We start from the raw sequence: 19,185 nt of genomic DNA, 5'->3' as shown, positions 1-19,185 counted from the left end.
TCATTTTATGATTAACAAAATTACTACCGTACTTCTTTTTCTTTCCTTTTCGATAACTCAAACCTTTGCACAATCTGAGCAGGAGGATCCTAAACTTTGGACTCCAGAAGACATCATTAATACCGAATCAATGCGGTCTCCCATTTTTTCTCCAGATGCAACAATGGTAGTCTGGTCTAAACGAATTCCTGTTAAGAAAAAAGATAAATTCGTTTCCAATTTATTTGTTACCCGCTTAGCGATAAAAGAAAAGCAAAGCTATTTAACTACCCAACTTACGCAAGGAGAGGAAAATGATTTTAATCCTGTTTTCTCTAAAGATGGTAAGACAATCTATTTCTTAAGTTCTCGTGATAAAGGCAAAAAATTATGGAAATTAAGTTTGTATGGTGGAGAAGCTGAGGAAATAGCAGAATTTAAAAATGGTATTTCTTCAATACAATTAAAAGATGAACGTACGCTGTTATTTACATCTAAAGATGGTAAAACCCTATATGATCAAAAAAGTGAAGAGTTAAAAGATGATGTTGAAATTATTGAAGATAGCTTACATTGGCAACCTAATCATATTTATGCTTTTGATCTAAAGGATAAAGAGACTACACGTATTACAACTAATGATAAGCCCATAGAAGATTTTGTTGTTTCTAAAAATGGTGACTATTTGTATTACTCTACAGCACGCAGCTTAAGTTATGCGGTAGATGCTCAAAAAGATCCGTACAATTACTTAAAGAATTTAAAAACGGGAAATACGCTTCAAATTCTTAAAGAATTTGAATTTCCCATAAGTAGTGTGTCATTTACTCAAGATGAATCTGGATTCTATTTTAGCAGCGATTTTGCATCAGACCCAAAATGGAATGGAGCCGGAATTAGCGAATTATATTTCTACGATATTGCCTCACGAAGGGCTCAAAAAGTGAATATAGATTGGTCAATAGGCTTAGGTAATGGTTTTAATGTAAACGGAAATGACGTAGTTGCTTCTCTTGCTAATAAAGCGACTATGAAATTGGCATATTTTAAAAAACAAGGATCTAACTGGTCTAAGTCCGTTATAGATTTAGGCGCAAAAAACGATCACGTTACTATAGAAGCTATAGCAGATAATTCTTTAAAAGTGATTTACTCTCACTCCACTGCATCAAAACTTCCTCAATACTTTGTTGCAGACCTTAAGGGTTCTAAATTTCAAAATGAATCTACCTTCATAGCACTCAACAAAAAACTTGTAAATAAATACATGCCTAAAAGTGAAATTATGACTTGGGCAGGTTATAATGGAGATAGCGTTACGGGAATTTTATATTATCCAAAAGAGTATATCTCGGGTAAAAAATATCCGTTAATGTTGAATATTCATGGCGGTCCAATGAGTCAGAATCTTGATGAATGGTCTGGTAGTTGGGCATATTATCCCGCTATACTTACCCAAAAAAATATGTTTGTCCTAATGCCTAACTACCACGGCTCAACAAACCACGGACTAGAATATGCTGAAGCCATTAAAGGCAATTATTATGAACCCGAATTAGAAGATATTACTAAAGGAATAGATAAACTGGTCAACGAAGGCAAAGTCGATAGGGATCAAATGGGTTCTATGGGTTGGTCTAATGGGGCCATTATAACAACTATGCTCACTGTAAAATATCCAGATCTTTTTAAAGTTGCCGCACCGGGTGCAGGTGATGTTAATTGGACTTCAGATTATGGGACTTGCCAATTTGGTGTTAGTTTTGATCAAAGTTATTTTGGAGGTGCTCCTTGGGATGACACAGCAGGAAAAACCTACAATGAAAACTATTTAATTAAATCTCCTCTATTTGAAATTGAGAAAATTAAGACTCCTACCATTATTTTTCACGGAAGTGAAGACCGGGCAGTTCCACGCGATCAAGGCTGGGAATATTACCGGGGCTTACAGCAAGTAGGCAAAACTCCGGTTAAGTTTTTGTGGTTTCCGGGACAACCTCATGGTCTTGGTAAAATCACACACCAATTACGAAAAATGAAAGAAGAAATAGCGTGGATAGACACCTATTTATTTGGTAAAAAATCTACGGAAAATGAAGCGTTCAAGGAGGAAAGCCCGTTAGGAACTATTTTAAAACTTGCTGAAGCTAAACAACAGTCTGGCTTATACGGAAATTTAGAAAACAATGTTCTTATTCCTGAAACTGTATTACTGAAAAAAGATTCTATTAGCCTGGGTCGTTTTGAAGTAACAAATGCCCAGTTTAAAGCTTTTAAAACCGACTTTGATTATGAAGCAGGTAAAGATAATTACCCTGTTCTTGTTACAAAGTCTTCTGCCATTGAATACACTACTTGGCTTTCAAAACAAACCGGAAGCACCTACAGATTACCTAACTCTAATGAAGCCGAAGAGCTTCAGAAACTTGCCGCTAAAAATGATGAAGAACAAAACAACCTAAATTATTGGGCAGGTTACACCTTGACTCCGGAAGATTCAAAACTTCTAAAACAAAAATTAAATGAATTGACTACATCTTTACTGAAACCTGTAGGCTCTCACAAGGGAATTAAGATCAACGAATCATTATTCTATGATCTGGGAGGAAACGTTTCAGAATATAGCGAAAATGGCAACTATGATTATAGTGCATACGATTACGCAGATCCATATGATGTAACAACAAAACCGAGCGAACATATTGGCTTTAGAGTAGTTAAGCAATAAAGTGGGTTACTGTTGTTGCTCGAAAGAATTTTAGCTAACCCCTGAATTTTGCAGATAAGTAAATTGTGAAATTTTTGAGGTTTTATAATCACAGGTCTGAAATATAAACCTATAACAAACAGCAAATTAAAACGCATTTAAAAGGCGATTTTCTAAAATTAGGGATTTAAACTATAATTTTATAGATGCTTTTTTAAGGCTTAACTTTTTGTTTTCGGTTTGCGAGCTGCAAAAAGAAAATCAACAAATCAATCAAATTATGAAAATCAAAAAAAATCTGTTTGCTCTTCTCTCCTTTTCCATTACTTGTGTGGGTTTTGCACAATCTGTAAATACGACAGACACCAGGTTGCTTTCAGAACCTGCAATAAGTGAAAATCACATTGCATTTGTTTATGCCGAAGATCTTTGGGTTGCAGACTTAAACGGATCCAATCCGCGTCGATTAACCATCGATGAAGGAATAGAATCAAATCCGGTGTTTTCTCCAGATGGTAGTATTATTGCCTTTAGTGCAGAGTATGAAGGAAACACAGATGTATATACCGTACCTGCAACTGGCGGAGTGCCTAAAAGACTCACTTATCATCCATATCCTGATCTTGTAAGAGATTTTACACCAGATGGTAAAGAGGTTTTATTTGCATCCCAGCGTTCAATATTTACAAATAGATACACCCAGTTATTCACCGTACCATTAAGCGGAGGTCACACATCTAATGTATCTATTCCAAATGCGTTTTGGGCAAGTTATTCCCCTACAGGAACTCATATTGCCTATACTCCCATTCCCGATCGTTTTAATCAGTGGAAACATTATAGAGGCGGCACCCAATCACGTATTTATATTTTTGACACCGCAACTCAAGATGTAACCGAAATTCCAAAACCTCAAAGCGGCAGCAATGATGCACAGCCTATTTTTATAGGTCTACAGTATATTTTAAAAGTGATAGAGATGGTGAGTTTAATTTGTACTCTTATGATCTAACATCTAAGCAAATAGCTAAGCACACAGATTTTAAAAACTTTGGGCTTCTTGATCTTGATGTAAATGCAAATGGATTATTACTGCTGGAACAGGGCGGATACTTACATACTTACAATCCATCTTCAAAAACTTTAAATAAGCTTACAATAGCAATTGCTACAGATCTTTTAGAAATGCGTCCACGCTTTGTAAGTGGAAGCGATTATGCACGTAGCGCAAGTATTTCACCTTCCGGAGCTCGGGTAGTTCTCGACTTTAGAGGAGAGATAGTTACAGTACCTTCAGAAAAAGGAGATGTAGCTAATCTCACACAAACTCCCGGTGTTCATGAGACATTTCCGAAGTGGTCACCAGACAGCAAATCGATTGCTTATTTCTCTGATGAAAGTGGTGAATATGCATTGCACATTAAAGATCAAAACAGCACCAATAAAGCAAAGACGATTAAATTAAATGGTGCCGGATTCTATGCTTATTTACACTGGTCGCCAGATAGTAAAAAAATCGCTTACGTAGATAACGGCCGCAATTTATATATCACCACAGTAGCTACAGGAAAGACTCAAAAAGTTGATCAGGATATTTTATACCAGCCTGGAGAATATCGCGATTTATTTGGTAGCTGGTCCGCAGATTCAAACTGGTTGTCGTATACGATTATCACAGATACAAATTTTGAAAAGGCCTTTTTATTTTCAGTAAATGAAAACAAATCCTACCCCATTTCAGATGGCTTTTCAAATGTTACAAATCCTACATTTGATCCCAGCGGAAAATATCTGTACCTAACAGCCTCTACAGATGCCGGGCCGGTAGTTAACTGGTTTGATCAATCTAATCAAGATATGGAATCTTCAAATTCCTTGTATTTAATCACGTTGCAGAATCAAGTAAAATCTCCTTTTGCTAAAGAAAATGATGTTGAAGTCATTGAAAAGGAAGAAGAGCTTAAAACTGAAAAAGAAGATAAAGAGGAAGATAAACCTATTAAAGAATTAAAAATCGATTGGGACGGTATTCAAAATCGAATGATAGCATTGCCCGTGGGAGCTGGTAATTTTGCTGCTCTTTCTTCTCCTAAAGAGGATATGCTCTATTATTTATCCTACCCCGCACACGGTGGAGAAACCACTTTACATGCTTATAACCTCACCGATCAAGAAGACGAGGAATTGTTTGCTACAGACAGTTATGAAATTTCTGCCAACGGCGAAAAAATGCTCTACTATAGTTCAGGTAGCTGGTATGTTTCTGATATTGGGAAAAAATCGGAGCAAGCAGAACTTGCATTGGAAAGTATTCAGGTCAAAATAGATCCTGTAAAAGAATGGAAGAATATCTTTAATGAGGCCTGGCGAGTAAACCGGGATTATTTTTACGATCCGTCGATGCACGGCGTAGATTGGAATGCTATGAAAACCAGATATGAAGCATTTTTACCAGATGTTACTACAAAAAGTGATTTATATCGTGTGATGAGCTGGATGTTTGCCGAGTTATCTGTGGGGCATCACCGTTTTGATTATACTGGTGATTCTAGAGTTGAAAAAGAAATTATAACCGGCGGATTATTAGGTGCCGATTATGCGGTGAACAATAACAGATATCAAATTTCTAAAATTTATGGAGGGCTCAACTGGAATCCAGACTTACGCTCACCCCTTACTGAGCCCGGGGTTCAGGCAAAAATCGGCGAATACATAATTAAGGTTGATGGTCAAGAAGTAAAAGCAACAGATAATCTATATAAGTTCTTTGAAAATAAAGCCGGACAAATAGTAGCTCTTACGTTATCATCTAATGCTAATGGCAGTAATGCGCATACAGAGCAAGTTACCGCATTAGATTCTGAACGCAGTCTGCGTAATCGTGATTGGGTTGAAGGAAATATAAAAAAGGTAAATGAAGCAACAGATGGTCAAGTTGCTTATGTATATGTTCCTAATACCGCTACTGGAGGTCACGAATATTTTAAACGTTATTTCTATCCTCAAGCAAATAAAAAAGCAATAATTATTGATGAACGTTTTAATGGTGGTGGTCAATTAGCAGATTATGTGATAGACCTTTTAAACAAACCAATGCAAAGTTATTGGGATTTTAGATATGGTAACGACATGAAAGCTCCCAGCGCATCTATACAAGGTCCCAAGGTGATGCTTATAGATGAAACCGCTGGCTCTGGAGGGGATTATCTACCTTATTTATTTAGACGTAATAATCTGGGTACACTCGTAGGAAAGCGTACGTGGGGAGGCCTTGTAGGCGTTTTGGGCTATCCCGAATTTATTGACGGTGGAATTGTAACTGCTCCTAATGTTGCCTTTTATAATGAAGAAGGCTTTGGAATTGAAAATGTAGGAACTCCGCCAGATATTGAAGTTGAGCAAACTCCTAAAGATGTGATAGCCGGTAAAGATCCGCAGCTTGAAAAAGCGATTGAATTAATTTTACAGCAATTAAAAGAAAACCCACCGAAAACTCTTAAAACACCGGCCTACCCTGATAAAACGAAATAAGAATTTTAAGTCAAAGAAAAAAATCCTGATCTAACGATCAGGATTTTTTTTAAACTCGTAATTAAATCACAGCTACAGAAAAGATCTAGCCTTTTACCTTCGATTCTATTTTTAATAGTATATCTGGATCAGGACAATTTTCTTTATAGAAAGATAGATTTCCTAGTGAAGATACACCCGGGTAATCACCTTCGTTTTGTTGTAAATCTTTTATAATCTGAAAATGCAAATGAGGTGCATAATCACCATTTTCTTCGGGTTCACCTAAATAAGCTATGGTTTCTCCGGCGTTGAACTCTTGACCTATTTCTAATTCGGAAATTGATGCTCTGCTAAGATGACCATATAATGTATAAAAAGAATCTCCCTTAATTGTATGCTCTAGCACTATACACGGCCCATAGTCACCATGGTTTTTGTTGTCTTTAAAGCTATGCACCCTTCCTTTCACAGGTGCGAGTACGGCGGTTCCTGATGGGCACCAGATATCTATTCCTAAATGTATATTCCGTTTAAGTTGAATCTCCTGCGTGCCAAAATAAAGACTTCGGTCATAAATACTTCGCTTTTCTAAATATCCTCCGTAAGCTACCTTACCTCCAGTTTTAGATAAATAAGTATCTATATAAACTGCTATAGCTTCAGCAGAGCTTGTGTCTACCGAATCTATAATTGTATTTGATGTAGAAAGATCGAGAAACCGATAAACCTCAGCTCCATAAATAGGATCAACCACAGGCGTAAAGCCCATTGTAAGTTGAGATAGCTCGGCTAAAAAATCTGATGTTTGCATAGATTCAAAAATACAATTCTAATAAAACTAAAAGCATAAAAAAGTCCGTTCTGGCAGGAACGGACTTTACAACAATTAACTTAAAACTAATTTAAAACTATATCACTAAATTTTGACGAGATAGCGATTATACTGTCAGTGTTTCTAGATTTATAAAACCCGTTTACCATACTACTATTATAACCTTCCATCACTTTTGCATCTATACTTTTTGGATAATTTAACCTACTACGTACACCATTAAAATTAAAATGAAATGGGGTCTCCGGTAGATTAAGAACTACATCACTATTCTCTACACTTATATTCAAGGTCTTGAAGTTTTTACCCAATTTTGGTATAGAAAGTTCTCCAAAGCTTCCTGTAATTACTGCAGCATCTTGTAATTCATTTATTACAATACTACTTGCTCTAGAATTTATATTTATACTGTGAGCCTTATCTATTACACACTTCTTTGTATAACTGGCTTGTAATGTACCATAATCCCAAGTTGCTATATCCACTGGACTATATGCAACGTTAATAAAAGTTTTATCTCCCGAAATCTTATTGGCTATAAAATCACCATGAGATAGGTTAACCTTCGCATTTGTTGCTTCCGCTATATTTATGTTTCCATGTCTTACGGTCAAATCTAATTTTGCAGCATTAGGCATATGTACAATTATTTTGCGCTTGTATGACGCCCTTGGTTTTGCGTTACTTGCAACAGTATTTCCAGAATAGCTATAAGTCATTTGAGTACTCACATTACCATTTGCATCACGGGTCACGGTTTTTTTAAGATTTCCGCCTTGCTCTTCGGCCATTTGTTCTAATTTTTTCGCAAAATTATCACTCCAACCTTCCATAGCTTTACCTATATTTTGACCCAGAGCAGCCATATCACTTTCTAAAGCTTTACTGAAGTTAGCCCCTAAAGCTTCTGAAGATCCACCAAATTGCTTACCAAAACGCTCTCCCCAGGCTTGCATATCTTTGTTAAAATCTGCTCCCCACGCTTCCATATCTGAGCGCCATTTATCGGTTTGAGCAACACTCACATTAGTACCGTATTTTTTATTTATAGCTGCGAGGTATCCTTTTTTGTCCCGTTTGTATGCATCAGCATCAAAAGACAATTGCCTACCAAATGGTGACTTAGGCATTCCTAGTAAACTACTTCCTGCCACACCCTGTCCCGCAGCAACCTTTTTCTGATTATTGCGCTCCCACTTTTTCATTACAGCATCAAAATCTTCGCCAAAATTAGCTTCGATTTTCTTTTTGTATTGTTCCAGATATTTCTCGCCATCCCGTTTGTAAGCATTGTAATCAAAAGAGATATTCTTCATCCCTTTAGAATATTCAACAGGTAATTGCATACCAGAAAACTGCTCCAGCATAGGACTTAACATATTATCCATACCTGAGCGCTGCATCATTTGCATCGATGAGGCAATAAGATCATTTACGCTACGCATTTGACCATCCCCGGGAGCCAGATTAATTGCTGCCGGTGCCCCTCTACTCACAATCTGTACTATGTTGCTATTACCCTTAACACTTACTTGCCATCCTTTGAGTAATTGCTTAATCTCTTCTTTAGAAATATTTTCACCTTCAATAACAGCTTCTACCGCAACTTCATTCTTATTCCAGTTCTCAAAAACGATATCTGCATATTGCGTATCTGCAAGAATTGCTACTTGTGACCCGGTTGTAAAACGTTCATTAAGTTTATTCTCTTTGGTTTGTGCCTGCATAAGTGAGACATATCCCACTGTAAATGCAAAAACCCATAAACGAACAGTTAATCTCATGGTGTTATATAGTGTTGGTTTTAATCTCATTAAATTGAGATTCTTGTAATTCATTCAATTTTTCTTTCAACTTTAAAAGAAGATCAAGTCTAAACTGTAAATTATCTACGAGAGCTTGTATGTTTTGATTATTAACACCCGCTTCTACCAGATCTTCATTAAGCCGATCATATTCCTGATTTAATTCTTCAAGCTGGCCCATAAAGGCATCTACTACAGCTTTGTTATCATCTGTAACATTTAATTGTGCAAGCTCCATATGTATGCTAGCCAGATAACGATCTTCAATCTGCTTATACTCTGGAGAAAAATCACTTAACTGTACCTTTGTTGCAGTTGTGCTAGCAATAGTATTTACCTCAGTAGGTTGTTGTGGAGTTGTTGCAACAAAAGGATTATTAAGTAATAATCCGGTAACAGCTATAAGCACGACCAGCACTGCAGCAATCTTCATCCATAAATAACCTTCGGCTTTAGCTTTTGCCTGAGTACCAAAGTTCTCATCGAGTCTTGCGTTAAAACGAGCCTCGTGATTGGGTTTTAACCCTTCAGTAGGAACACTTAAATCATTTTTAAGAAGCTCTCTAATATCCTGTGCCATGATATTTTGTTTTTAATTTTTCTTGTAATTTCTTTTTTCCGCGGTGTACCAGTGTACGTGATGCTACCTCGGTAATTTCTAATATTTCTGATATTTCCTGGTGGTCATAGCCTTCTATTAAAAAAAGCATAACCGCATAGCGATAACGCTCCGGTAAATCTTCAATAGCTTCTTTAATTTGATCTACCGTGATACCGTCTTCAACAGTCCAGTCTGTATCCTCGTCAACTTTACCTAATACTTGTTCATTCATTTCAACAAGCTCCAGCTTTTTAGCCTTCAGCATATCTATGCTTTTGTTGATCACAATACGTTTTAGCCAAGCTCCAAAAGTCACCTCACCATTGTATTGATGCATTTTTGTAAACGCTTTAACAAAACCTTCTTGCATCGCTTCTTCAGCTTCAAAAGAGTTTTTTAAAAACCGAAACGCCACGTAGTACATTCCCTGGCTGTATTTATTATACAACTGCATTTGTGCACGCCTGTCGTTTTGTTTACATCGTTCAAGTATTTCGGTAATTTGCAAAATGATGGTTTGGTTAGTTGCTAATTCCTTTTCTAAAGACGAACCGTTTTCGCCTCTGTTGCAAAATTCTGATTAAATAATTTAGTACTTCCTGTAAACGCTTTTTATTTGGCATAAAATCTGTTAGCGCCAAGCATTTCGACTTTTAAATCAAGTGTATCGCATAAAAAAACCCGCTTAAAGCGGGTTTTTTTTCTTAATTCTTATTCTTAACACATTACTCGTCTAAAAGTAAATTTAGTGTAACATCAATATTATCCATTGTTGCACGTGAATAAGGACACACTTCGTGAGCTTCGTTTACAAGCTCTTCTCCTTGCTCTACGTCAACTGTAGGTAAGTAACAATCGAGCACTACTGCAAGCTGAAACATATCTTCTTCATTTTTACCTATTTTCACCGTGGCTGTAACTGTATAAGCACCAAGATCTACTTTTTTACCACGAGCAACGTGTGCTAAAGCACTACCAAAACATGCAGAATAACCTGCTGCAAAAAGTTGCTCTGGGTTTGTGCCCTCGCCTCCACCGCCGCCAAGACCTTTAGGTACAGAGAGGTTAAAATCTAATGTTCCGTCGTCTGATGAAACGTGACTGTCGCGACCACCAGTGGCAGTGGCTTTTGCTTTATATAAAGCTTTCATATCTAGAAATTTTCAATGATTAAGTGTTCAAGATACCAATACATATTGCAGAAATCAACCCCAACTTACTAAAGATTTCACAAAATGCATTTACTATTTTTAATACTATACTACACAACTTAAGCGACGGAGTTTGTGTATATACTTTAAATTTGTTGATTACACCTTTTGAGCTATGCCTAAAAATTCAAATAGTATTGATGAACAAGCGGCCAGACATATTATTGCAAAGCGCAAAAATATTCCTGATGCACAAACTCTTATTTCAAAGATTTGTGAAGGCAATACCACAGCACTGAGTCAGAGTATTACCCTTGCCGAGAGTACAGCAGCGCGTCATCAACTAGTAGCTCAAGAAATACTTACGGGTTGTTTACCCTACGCAAATAAATCGCTCCGCATAGGAATTACCGGAGTTCCCGGGGTTGGTAAAAGTACTTTTATTGAGGCGCTAGGAAAGTATCTTATCTCATTAAATAAAAAAATTGCAGTGCTTGCAATTGACCCTAGTAGTAGTATAAGTCACGGTAGTATACTGGGGGACAAAACTCGTATGAACGATCTTTCTACAAATTCACAAGCATTTATACGGCCTTCTGCAGCTGGAGATTCATTAGGTGGAGTTGCCCGAAAAACAAAAGAAGCTATAATTTTATGTGAAGCGGCAGGTTATGAAATTATCCTTATCGAAACTGTGGGTGTAGGACAAAGCGAAACAGCAGTGCACGCTATGACCGATTTTTTTCTTCTTCTGAAACTAGCAGGAGCCGGTGATGAGCTACAGGGTATTAAACGCGGAATTATGGAAATGGCAGACCTCCTTGTAATTAATAAAGCCGATGGCGAAAATAAAACCGCTGCTCAATTTGCAGCAAGCGCTTTTACTAAAGCTTTGCATCTTTATCCCGTAAAAGAAAGCGAATGGTCACCAGTTGTAAAACGTTGCAGTGCTATAAATAATGAAGGTATTTCTGAAATCTGGAAGAGCATTTCGGCCTATTGCGCTCTTGTAAATAGCAATGGCTACTTTGAAAACAACCGAAAGAAACAAAATGCGTATTGGTTAAAAACTACTATAGAAAATACCCTGAAAGATACGTTCTACTCAAATCCTCAAATCAAGGAGGCATTACCTCAGCTACTTGCTGAGCTAAATGAAGGAACAACAACACCGTTTCAAGCAGCGCAAGAATTACTAAAGAAACACAATTCTAAAAACTAATATTTAGACTACTTTGATTTGAGAAAGTGATACTTCTTTTCATTTGCACGAAATTTAAAATAGGCTACTACAATACCTAATATTAAACCGAAAAGACCATATTGTAAAAAGACTTCGAGATCAAAAATTTCACTAGAAAAATAATTTACTACCAGTTTATAAGTTACCGTTATAAGAACAATTTGAAGAATGATGCCCAGGTAAAACTGAAGCTTGGCTGCTCTCTTTACAGACCAGGACTTTACAAATTCTTTTTCTTTATCGCTTAACATCATAATTTTAGTCTACAAATTCTTTACGATACCATTCGATTTGTTTGCCCAGACCTTCTTTTAATGTAGTAGTCGGATTGTAGTTAAGTAGTTTTCGGGCTTTATTAATATTTGCTTTTGTAAACATCTGATCGCCACCTCGCTTCGCCACAACCTCTTTACGTATTTTAGTATCAAGAATCTCTTCTACAATTGCCATTCCCTCTCCAGTAGTATGTTCTTGTTCGGTACCTAAGTTTATTACTTCTCCGTCAACAAGATCTTCTTTACCTATAACGCTCACCACACCATCAATAATATCATCTACAAATGTGAAGCTACGCACGTGAGCCTCACTACCATCAAATAAAGGAAACTCCTGATGAAAAAATCCGCAACCTATAAGTTTTGTATATAATTTCTCTGGACGTTCTCGTGGTCCATATACCGAAAACAACCGTAGTGAACATGATTTAAGTTTATGTTCCCGAGCTTTTGCTAAAACAAGCTGCTCTGCCGCTAATTTTGTAACTCCGTATAAAGAAGCTGGCTCAGGTGCAGCATCTTCTGTTAATGTAGCTCTAAGCCCGTAAATAGAAGAGGTTGATATATTTGTAAATAATTTTAAATCCTTGCAAGAAAGTGCAAAATCCATTAGATTTTTTGTCGCCACAAGGTTATTCATTAAATAATCTTCAAACGTAGAAGTAGCAGCTATTCCTGGCTGCGCAGCAAAATGAAAAATATAATTAAAATCTGTAGGAATTTTTTTAAAGTCTTCGGGTTTTCTCAAATCGATAATCTCGATAGGAATACCCACTTTCTCCAAACTTTTTGCATTTCGGTTTTTAAGATCCGGACTATAATATGGTGAGAAGTTATCGATACCTATAACTTCAAAATTCATCGCTTTTAAGCGCTCGGCACAATGAGATCCTATAAAACCGGCAGCTCCGGTAACTAATGCTTTCATATTAATTTTCTTTAAAAATTTTGGCGTAGCCAAAACGGTGCAGATACAACATTATCAATCCTATAACACCTCCTATTAGCATCCCGGTTAAGACATCTCCGGGATAGTGAACACCTATATAAATTCGGCTATAACCTACCATAATCGCCCATATAAGAAGTACTGGCAGTAGCCATTTGTGCCTAGATTTTAACAAAAAGCCTACAAAAAATGCTAAGCCCATCGAACTTGCAGCGTGAGCTGAAAAATATCCAAAACTTCCGCATCGAACAGCTATAAAACGTGCCTGCTCCATTATTCCTTCTTGACGACAAGGACGCGGCCGTTCAAAACCGTGTTTAAAGACATTTGCAAGTTGGTCTGTAGCAGTAATCAATAATGCCACAGTTACGAGCGTGTATAACGTTCCTTTTATTCCAAACTTCCTATAAATAAGAATAAGTAAGAAAAAGTATAAAGGAATACTGTACCACTTATTAGTAATAAATAACCAGAAAGGATCCCAAGTCTCTGATCCCAAATTATTGAGAAAGAGATAAACATCGTGATCCAATTGCTGTAATTCGTTCATTTATTCTTCCTCGTATCGTGCGACTTCACGGTCGTAAAACTCAGTAGCTTTTGTAATTAAACCTTCTGCTTCTGTAGAAAGTTCTTCTTCATCATTTTCATCAAAATCTTCAAACCACTCTACATCATCAGTTTTTAAATCAATGACAAAGCGCGGAAAATCTGTATGTATTACAAATATTGATTCAGGATAATCTGTGTTATCTCCTAATATAAACTTGGGAAGTTCCATAATTTCAATGTGTTAATTTCAACTACTAGCTTAAAAAAAAACTAATAAAGAAACCAGAATTAGTACTAAAATGAAAAAAAACCAGTAATAGCTTCTTTTAATTTTGCGCAAAGGTAAGTTTACTTTGTAAATTTTTAAGATTATGACAAATGAAGTTTTATACCTTATATTCGTTCTCCAAAATTACATACCGAAAAAAGTACTTCTAAGTTATGCAACCCACTACCATACTCCTACTTATTGCTGGCTATTTTATAACCTTAATGTTAGTTTCCTATTTTACAGGAAAAGGAGGTTCGAATGATGATTTTTTCAAAGCAAGCAAACAGTCTCCCTGGTATTTAGTTGCTTTTGGGATGATAGGAGCTTCACTATCTGGGGTAACTTTTATCTCTGTTCCGGGCTGGGTAGAAGCTTCGCAGTTCAGTTATTTTCAAGTAGTTCTGGGTTACACATTGGGGTATGCAGTTATTGGCCTAGTCCTGTTACCACTATATTATAGACTCAACCTAACATCAATTTACGCATATCTCGGCGGTCGCTTTGGTATCAATTCCTATAAAACAGGTGCCTCTTTCTTTTTATTAAGTCGCGTGGTGGGCGCCAGTTTTAGATTGTATCTGGTAGCAAACGTGTTACAACTATTGGTTTTTGATAGTATGAATGTCCCATTCTGGGTGACTGTTACCATTACCATTTTACTCATCTGGTTGTACACATTTAAAAGTGGTATTAAAACAATTGTATGGACAGATACGCTGCAAACTCTATTTATGCTTACAGCACTTGGTGTTGCTATTTACTTTTTGTCTTCAGATTTAGGATTATCACCTACCGGTCTTTTTAATTTTATTGCTGAAAGCGATATGTCTCAAATATTCTTTTTTGAGGATTGGAAGAGTAAAGACTTTTTCTTTAAGCAGTTTATAAGTGGTGCTTTTATCGCAATTGTAATGACAGGTCTGGATCAAGATATGATGCAAAAAAACCTCACCTGCAGAACCTTAAAAGATGCTCAAAAAAATATGTTTTGGTTTACAATGGTGCTAACAATTGTAAATCTTGTGTTTTTAGCATTAGGAGTTTTACTTACAGTTTATGCTCGTAACAATGGTATAGAAGCTTCTAAGGATGATCTATTTCCATTTATTGCAACACAAAGCGGATTAGGTTTTGGTATCGCGATTTGCTTTATTTTAGGACTTATCGCTGCTGCTTATTCTAGTGCAGACAGTGCCCTTACCGCACTTACCACTTCTTTTAGTATAGATATTCTAGAGATTGAAAAAAAATACACAGCCGCAAAGCAAATCGCCATTCGTAAAAGAATACATATTGCTGCTTCCCTATTAATAATTCTGGTGATTATAGGTTTTAAATATATTATTGCAGATGAGAGCGTGATTGCTAAACTCTTTGTTTTTGCAGGGTATACCTATGGTCCGTTATTAGGCTTATATGCGTTCGGTTTATTTACAAAATGGAATGTGCGTGATAAAATTGTACCAGCTATATGTGTGGTAGCCCCTATACTTGCATACATTATTAGCGAACTTACGCTTACCTATCTTAACTTTGAATTTGGTTTCTTTATTTTAATCTTAAATGGACTACTTACTTTTTTAGGATTAGTAAGTATTCGTACTCAAAAGAACTAAAGTACAAGCGTTATCAATCTCAATATTAGCTTGCTTTAAAAGCTTATACAACTCGGGATTCTCTGTACCCGGATTAAAGATAATACGCCGAGGACGTAATTCTATAAGATACTCGTAATACGGTTTTTGATTTTGAGCATTGAGATAAAGTGTTACCGTATCTATATTTTCATATTTAGGAAAACCGGTATCTATTTGCACACCCGCAACTCGTCCTTCCCGAAGTCCTATAGCAACTACAGGTTGTTTCTTTTGCACTAATCTATTTATAGCCATATAGGAATAGCGTATAGGTTTAAGAGATGCACCTAATACCAGCGTTTGCTTTGTTGTCATAAATCAAAGTTAAATGATTACTCCTTCTGTAACAATATCTTTTTTAATAGGTCTATAAAATAGAAGTCGACTTCAAAAAGTTTGAATGCTTATTAATTAGTTTTGATGGTTAGTGTTAGTTTTTAACATTCAAACTTGAAAACCCGGGATTTAGCGATTCCGGGTTTTCTTTTTTTAAAATATTTTACGATTTACTGTAACAGATTTCAAACACGATCGTCTATTAAGAAACCGCTAATCACGGGATGCTTTGTTTCAGCTATTATGTTATGCAAAGTATTATGTAATCATCAATCAAAATCGAACAGTTATGAAATCTCAGCAATGGCTTTTAAGCCTTATCGTACTATTTTTAAGTACTCTTTCATTTGCACAACCCAAACCAGAACCTCTTATCACCGGTAGCGTGAGCGGTACGGTAATGGACGCAGAACTTAATCAACCTATCCCCTACGCCACCATTATAATTAGTAAAGATGCTGGTGAAGTTGTCACAGGCGGTATCACAAACGATTTGGGTGTATTCGAAATCTCAAAAATACCTGAAGGAATTTATACATTGAAAATTCAATTTATAGGTTACGAGAATTCCCAGAGAGATCTTATAATCGATCGCGACCACCGAAATAATAACATGGGAACAATTATGCTGAGCGCGGTTATGGCAGAACTAGATGCGGTAAACATCGTTGCTGAGCGTACCACTATAGAGCAGCAAATAGACCGAAAAGTCATCAACGTGGGTAAAGATTTGACTACCGCAGGAGCGAGCGCTGCAGATATCATGAATAATATTCCTTCTGTAAATCTCGATCAGCAATCTGGAGCTCTTACGCTACGCGGAAACAGCAATGTACAGGTAATGGTAGATGGCAAGCTTTCTAACATTCCGGCAGATCAGTTGCTTAAACAGCTACCATCTAGCTCTATTAAAAAGATTGAACTAATTACAAATCCTTCAGCAAAATACAATCCTGATGGAATGAGCGGAATCATCAATATCGTACTGCACAAAAATGTAAACATAGGATTTAACGGGGATGTGAGTGCCGGTGTTTCCTATGAGAAAAACGCCCAATTCAATAGCGGTTTAAATCTCAATTACCGCAACGGCAAATACAATTTGTATTCTAACTATAGTAATAACATTTCTAAGAATGCTAATTATGGGACGATTTTTCGCGAAGGCGATAACTCTACCCAGTATTTTGATATGCTAAATGACCAAAAATCACACCTGCTAAAATTGGGCTTAGATGTGTATTTAAATGACAAAAATACCCTCTCTGTTTTTACCTCTCAAAACAGCTTTAACGGAATGCCCGGCGGCAACATAGATATTGTTTATGCAGATGATACGACCCGCAATCTGATGCAGGATTTTGGCGCAGATATGAGCAACTACTCGCAGCAATACAACCTCGATTATAAACTTGATTTTGAAAAAGAAGGTCATAATATTGAGTTTGAGGCAGATTTTAACACTTTTGATGCAGATGAGGATACGTTTTTTGACTTTACAGGCACCACTCCCCTTGCCGACTATGAAGATTTTGTAGCTACAAAAAGAGACCGTACTACTTTAAATTTAGATTATGTAAATCCGCTTTCTGAAAGTGAAAAGCTGGAGTTGGGTGTTCAAGCCATTTTATTCAATACTGATATTGGGTACAGCAGTACCGGGCAATCGTTTAATGCATCCGGAAATTTGGTTCCCACACCAGATACCCAATTTGATTACAGTCGGGATATTTATTCTGCTTATGTGACTTACGGAAAAAACTACGAGAAATGGTCGTATCAGGCCGGTTTACGTGCTGAGCAGGTGCATGTAGCCGCAGATACTAATGCGGTACGTGCATTTACAAACGATTATTTTGAGTTATACCCTTCGGCTTACGTAACCTTTAATCCTTCAGAAAAAAACCAGTACCAGGTAAGTTACAGCCGTCGTATAGATCGCCCCGGTGTAGGCCAGGTTAATCCCATACGTGAATGGAGTTCACCTTTAATCACGCAATTTGGGAATGTCGATCTAAGACCGCAGTTTACAAATTCGTTAGAAACCAACTACACACGAACTCTCGAGAAAGGAAGTATTACAGCCGGAGTGTTTTATCGCATTATTGAAGATGAGATCAATCAAGCCGTATTTGTTGATCGCTTTAACCTGGATCGTATCGTATTAACAAACGATAATTTTGACTCGACTACTGCCTATGGTTTTGAATTGAGCAGCAATTATAAACCGCTAGACTGGTGGAGCATTAATGCTAGTTTCGATTTATTTAATCAAACACAAACCGGTATTACCGAGTCGCTAGACCCGGCTATTGAAAATCCTACGGCATCTGATATCACACAAACCCGTATTGAAGTTGATAATACGGTTTATAATGCTCGGGTAATAAACAACTTTACAGCGACAAAAAAATTAACACTTACCGCTTTTGCGATGTTCAGGGGGCCAAATAAAGGGATTCAGTTTGAAAATAAATCGATGTTTATGACTAACATAGGTGCACGTTATTCCATTTTTGAGGGCAAAGGCACGATAAGTATAAACTACAATGATATTTTTAATACGATGAAAGCGCGATTCAACGGAACTAACCCCTACCTTATACAAGGGCAATTTAACTGGGAAAGCAATACCGTTTACGCAGGCTTTAACTACCGTTTTGGAGATAGTAAATACCGTGCTAAACGCAGAAAAAACAGAGAAGACAATGAAGTTGAAGGTGGCGGAATGTTTTAAACGTCAATTTAGAAGAACTAATAAATGTTGCTAAGCAACATCTCCTATTAATAGATCTGGTTTTTCTGTTTTCGTTTATATGAATTAGCCTTCTACTTACTCAAGCAGCAGTAAATTAATAGGAATAAAAAACCCGGAGCGCTGCTCCGGGTTTTTGCTTTTAATCGAGGTACAACTAGATCTTCTGCTTTAATACTGAAGCATCTATATCACTATGTGAGGTATTATAAACCGCTGCTCCATTTTTAATCAATAACACTTGCGGACTCTCGTGACGCACGTTAAATTTTTCGGCAATTGCCTGACTTATATCACGGTGCTGTTTTAAATCTAGAAAATACGGCTCAATTTCTTTTTTATCGTAATTATAATTCTTCTCAAATCCTCTTAAGGCCATACGGCTAATGCCACAAGTTGTACTGTGTTTGAAAATTAAAACTGGTACAGCATTAGAAATTTCAGCAATTTCATCTAGTTGCTCTAAACGTTCAAGCTGTATCCACTTCACCTCATTTATTTCCTCTTTGGCGATATCGCTCGCACTTTTAAACTTATCAAAAAAACCCATCGTCGTTTATCTTTTAGTTGTTATTAACG

At 36.7% G+C, this 19,185-nt stretch carries 17 protein-coding genes; 6 read left to right on the top strand and 11 right to left on the bottom strand.

From position 1 onward, the window contains the following. Positions 1 to 7 precede the first annotated feature (7 nt). The 3 genes from DSM00_RS13200 to DSM00_RS13195 all read left to right on the top strand — a co-directional run bounded on the left by DSM00_RS13200 (position 8) and on the right by DSM00_RS13195 (position 6,217). Positions 8 to 2,707, top strand: coding sequence for a prolyl oligopeptidase family serine peptidase (locus DSM00_RS13200; RefSeq protein WP_128758439.1), 2,700 nt, complete (start codon positions 8 to 10; stop codon positions 2,705 to 2,707). Between the two features lie 259 nt (positions 2,708 to 2,966). Continuing rightward, positions 2,967 to 3,698: a hypothetical protein gene (locus DSM00_RS15685; RefSeq protein WP_241652420.1), complete on the top strand. Its 732-nt coding sequence runs from the start codon at positions 2,967 to 2,969 to the stop codon at positions 3,696 to 3,698. Beyond that, positions 3,680 to 6,217: a S41 family peptidase gene (locus DSM00_RS13195; protein ID WP_241652419.1), complete on the top strand. Its 2,538-nt coding sequence runs from the start codon at positions 3,680 to 3,682 to the stop codon at positions 6,215 to 6,217. The genes DSM00_RS15685 and DSM00_RS13195 overlap by 19 nt, the downstream gene beginning before the upstream one ends. An 85-nt stretch (positions 6,218 to 6,302) precedes the next feature. On the opposite strand, the gene DSM00_RS13190 is transcribed toward DSM00_RS13195, so the two are convergent. The 5 genes from DSM00_RS13190 to DSM00_RS13170 form a co-directional block, all read right to left on the bottom strand. After that, positions 6,303 to 7,010: a peptidoglycan DD-metalloendopeptidase family protein gene (locus DSM00_RS13190; protein WP_128758438.1), complete on the bottom strand. Its 708-nt coding sequence runs from the start codon at positions 7,008 to 7,010 to the stop codon at positions 6,303 to 6,305. A gap of 86 nt (positions 7,011 to 7,096) precedes the next feature. Beyond that, positions 7,097 to 8,815: a hypothetical protein gene (locus DSM00_RS13185; RefSeq protein ID WP_128758437.1), complete on the bottom strand. Its 1,719-nt coding sequence runs from the start codon at positions 8,813 to 8,815 to the stop codon at positions 7,097 to 7,099. 4 nt (positions 8,816 to 8,819) lie between these two features. Next, entirely contained in the window at positions 8,820 to 9,416 is a 597-nt protein-coding gene (locus DSM00_RS13180; protein ID WP_128758436.1) for a hypothetical protein, read from the bottom strand. Then, positions 9,400 to 9,891, bottom strand: a complete 492-nt coding sequence (locus tag DSM00_RS13175) for an RNA polymerase sigma factor (protein ID WP_128758510.1) — start codon at positions 9,889 to 9,891, stop codon at positions 9,400 to 9,402. The genes DSM00_RS13180 and DSM00_RS13175 overlap by 17 nt, the downstream gene beginning before the upstream one ends. A gap of 271 nt (positions 9,892 to 10,162) precedes the next feature. Then, positions 10,163 to 10,588, bottom strand: a complete 426-nt coding sequence (locus DSM00_RS13170; RefSeq protein ID WP_128758435.1) for an organic hydroperoxide resistance protein — start codon at positions 10,586 to 10,588, stop codon at positions 10,163 to 10,165. 175 nt (positions 10,589 to 10,763) lie between these two features. Between DSM00_RS13170 and meaB the strand changes: the two genes are divergently transcribed. Next, on the top strand, positions 10,764 to 11,810 hold the full coding sequence (meaB, locus tag DSM00_RS13165) for a methylmalonyl Co-A mutase-associated GTPase MeaB (protein WP_128758434.1): 1,047 nt from the start codon (positions 10,764 to 10,766) through the stop codon (positions 11,808 to 11,810). 8 nt (positions 11,811 to 11,818) lie between these two features. On the opposite strand, the gene DSM00_RS13160 is transcribed toward meaB, so the two are convergent. Genes DSM00_RS13160 through DSM00_RS13145 form a run of 4 tightly spaced genes read right to left on the bottom strand, consistent with a single transcriptional unit; the run spans position 11,819 to position 13,836 of the window. Beyond that, on the bottom strand, positions 11,819 to 12,085 hold the full coding sequence (locus DSM00_RS13160) for a hypothetical protein (protein WP_128758433.1): 267 nt from the start codon (positions 12,083 to 12,085) through the stop codon (positions 11,819 to 11,821). A 4-nt stretch (positions 12,086 to 12,089) separates the two neighbouring features. Continuing rightward, positions 12,090 to 13,034: an NAD-dependent epimerase/dehydratase family protein gene (locus DSM00_RS13155; protein ID WP_128758432.1), complete on the bottom strand. Its 945-nt coding sequence runs from the start codon at positions 13,032 to 13,034 to the stop codon at positions 12,090 to 12,092. 1 nt (position 13,035) lies between these two features. Then, positions 13,036 to 13,605 (bottom strand): phosphatase PAP2 family protein, encoded by a 570-nt coding sequence (locus DSM00_RS13150; RefSeq protein WP_128758431.1) that lies wholly within the window; start codon positions 13,603 to 13,605, stop codon positions 13,036 to 13,038. Continuing rightward, positions 13,606 to 13,836, bottom strand: a complete 231-nt coding sequence (locus DSM00_RS13145) for a hypothetical protein (protein ID WP_128758430.1) — start codon at positions 13,834 to 13,836, stop codon at positions 13,606 to 13,608. It lies immediately after the preceding gene. 212 nt (positions 13,837 to 14,048) lie between these two features. On the opposite strand from DSM00_RS13145, the gene DSM00_RS13140 reads away from it, so the two are divergent. Beyond that, positions 14,049 to 15,494, top strand: a complete 1,446-nt coding sequence (locus DSM00_RS13140) for a sodium:solute symporter (protein ID WP_128758429.1) — start codon at positions 14,049 to 14,051, stop codon at positions 15,492 to 15,494. Here DSM00_RS13140 and DSM00_RS13135 read toward each other — a convergent pair. After that, positions 15,465 to 15,830, bottom strand: a complete 366-nt coding sequence (locus tag DSM00_RS13135; protein ID WP_128758428.1) for a CoA-binding protein — start codon at positions 15,828 to 15,830, stop codon at positions 15,465 to 15,467. The two genes, DSM00_RS13140 and DSM00_RS13135, sit on opposite strands and share 30 nt — an antisense overlap. A 310-nt stretch (positions 15,831 to 16,140) precedes the next feature. Here DSM00_RS13135 and DSM00_RS13130 point away from each other — a divergent pair, with 310 nt between their 5' ends. Next, complete coding sequence (locus DSM00_RS13130; protein WP_164916339.1) at positions 16,141 to 18,588, top strand: TonB-dependent receptor domain-containing protein; 2,448 nt, start codon at positions 16,141 to 16,143, stop codon at positions 18,586 to 18,588. Positions 18,589 to 18,763: 175 nt separating this feature from the next. On the opposite strand, the gene ytxJ is transcribed toward DSM00_RS13130, so the two are convergent. Next, a complete protein-coding gene (gene ytxJ / locus DSM00_RS13125) occupies positions 18,764 to 19,156 on the bottom strand; it encodes a bacillithiol system redox-active protein YtxJ (protein ID WP_128758427.1) in 393 nt (130 codons plus the stop codon). Positions 19,157 to 19,185: the final 29 nt, after the last annotated feature.

The organism is Leeuwenhoekiella aequorea (assembly GCF_004104375.1).
GTDB classification, from domain to species: domain Bacteria; phylum Bacteroidota; class Bacteroidia; order Flavobacteriales; family Flavobacteriaceae; genus Leeuwenhoekiella; species Leeuwenhoekiella aequorea.
The sequence above is the reverse complement of the archived record's forward strand: the minus strand, read 5'-3'. Positions and strand labels throughout refer to the sequence as shown.

Bases quoted from the DNA above. Each gene is read 5' to 3' on its own strand.
- DSM00_RS13200 (WP_128758439.1), top strand. From the start codon at position 8: ATGATTAACAAAATTACTACCGTACTTCTTTTTCTTTCCTTTTCGATA.
- DSM00_RS15685 (WP_241652420.1), top strand. From the start codon at position 2,967: ATGAAAATCAAAAAAAATCTGTTTGCTCTTCTCTCCTTTTCCATTACT.
- DSM00_RS13190 (WP_128758438.1), bottom strand. From the start codon at position 7,010: ATGCAAACATCAGATTTTTTAGCCGAGCTATCTCAACTTACAATGGGC.
- DSM00_RS13185 (WP_128758437.1), bottom strand. From the start codon at position 8,815: ATGAGATTAACTGTTCGTTTATGGGTTTTTGCATTTACAGTGGGATAT.
- DSM00_RS13180 (WP_128758436.1), bottom strand. From the start codon at position 9,416: ATGGCACAGGATATTAGAGAGCTTCTTAAAAATGATTTAAGTGTTCCT.
- DSM00_RS13175 (WP_128758510.1), bottom strand. From the start codon at position 9,891: ATGCAGTTGTATAATAAATACAGCCAGGGAATGTACTACGTGGCGTTT.
- DSM00_RS13170 (WP_128758435.1), bottom strand. From the start codon at position 10,588: ATGAAAGCTTTATATAAAGCAAAAGCCACTGCCACTGGTGGTCGCGAC.
- meaB (WP_128758434.1), top strand. From the start codon at position 10,764: ATGCCTAAAAATTCAAATAGTATTGATGAACAAGCGGCCAGACATATT.
- DSM00_RS13160 (WP_128758433.1), bottom strand. From the start codon at position 12,085: ATGATGTTAAGCGATAAAGAAAAAGAATTTGTAAAGTCCTGGTCTGTA.
- DSM00_RS13155 (WP_128758432.1), bottom strand. From the start codon at position 13,034: ATGAAAGCATTAGTTACCGGAGCTGCCGGTTTTATAGGATCTCATTGT.
- DSM00_RS13150 (WP_128758431.1), bottom strand. From the start codon at position 13,605: ATGAACGAATTACAGCAATTGGATCACGATGTTTATCTCTTTCTCAAT.
- DSM00_RS13145 (WP_128758430.1), bottom strand. From the start codon at position 13,836: ATGGAACTTCCCAAGTTTATATTAGGAGATAACACAGATTATCCTGAA.
- DSM00_RS13140 (WP_128758429.1), top strand. From the start codon at position 14,049: ATGCAACCCACTACCATACTCCTACTTATTGCTGGCTATTTTATAACC.
- DSM00_RS13135 (WP_128758428.1), bottom strand. From the start codon at position 15,830: ATGACAACAAAGCAAACGCTGGTATTAGGTGCATCTCTTAAACCTATA.
- DSM00_RS13130 (WP_164916339.1), top strand. From the start codon at position 16,141: ATGAAATCTCAGCAATGGCTTTTAAGCCTTATCGTACTATTTTTAAGT.
- ytxJ (WP_128758427.1), bottom strand. From the start codon at position 19,156: ATGGGTTTTTTTGATAAGTTTAAAAGTGCGAGCGATATCGCCAAAGAG.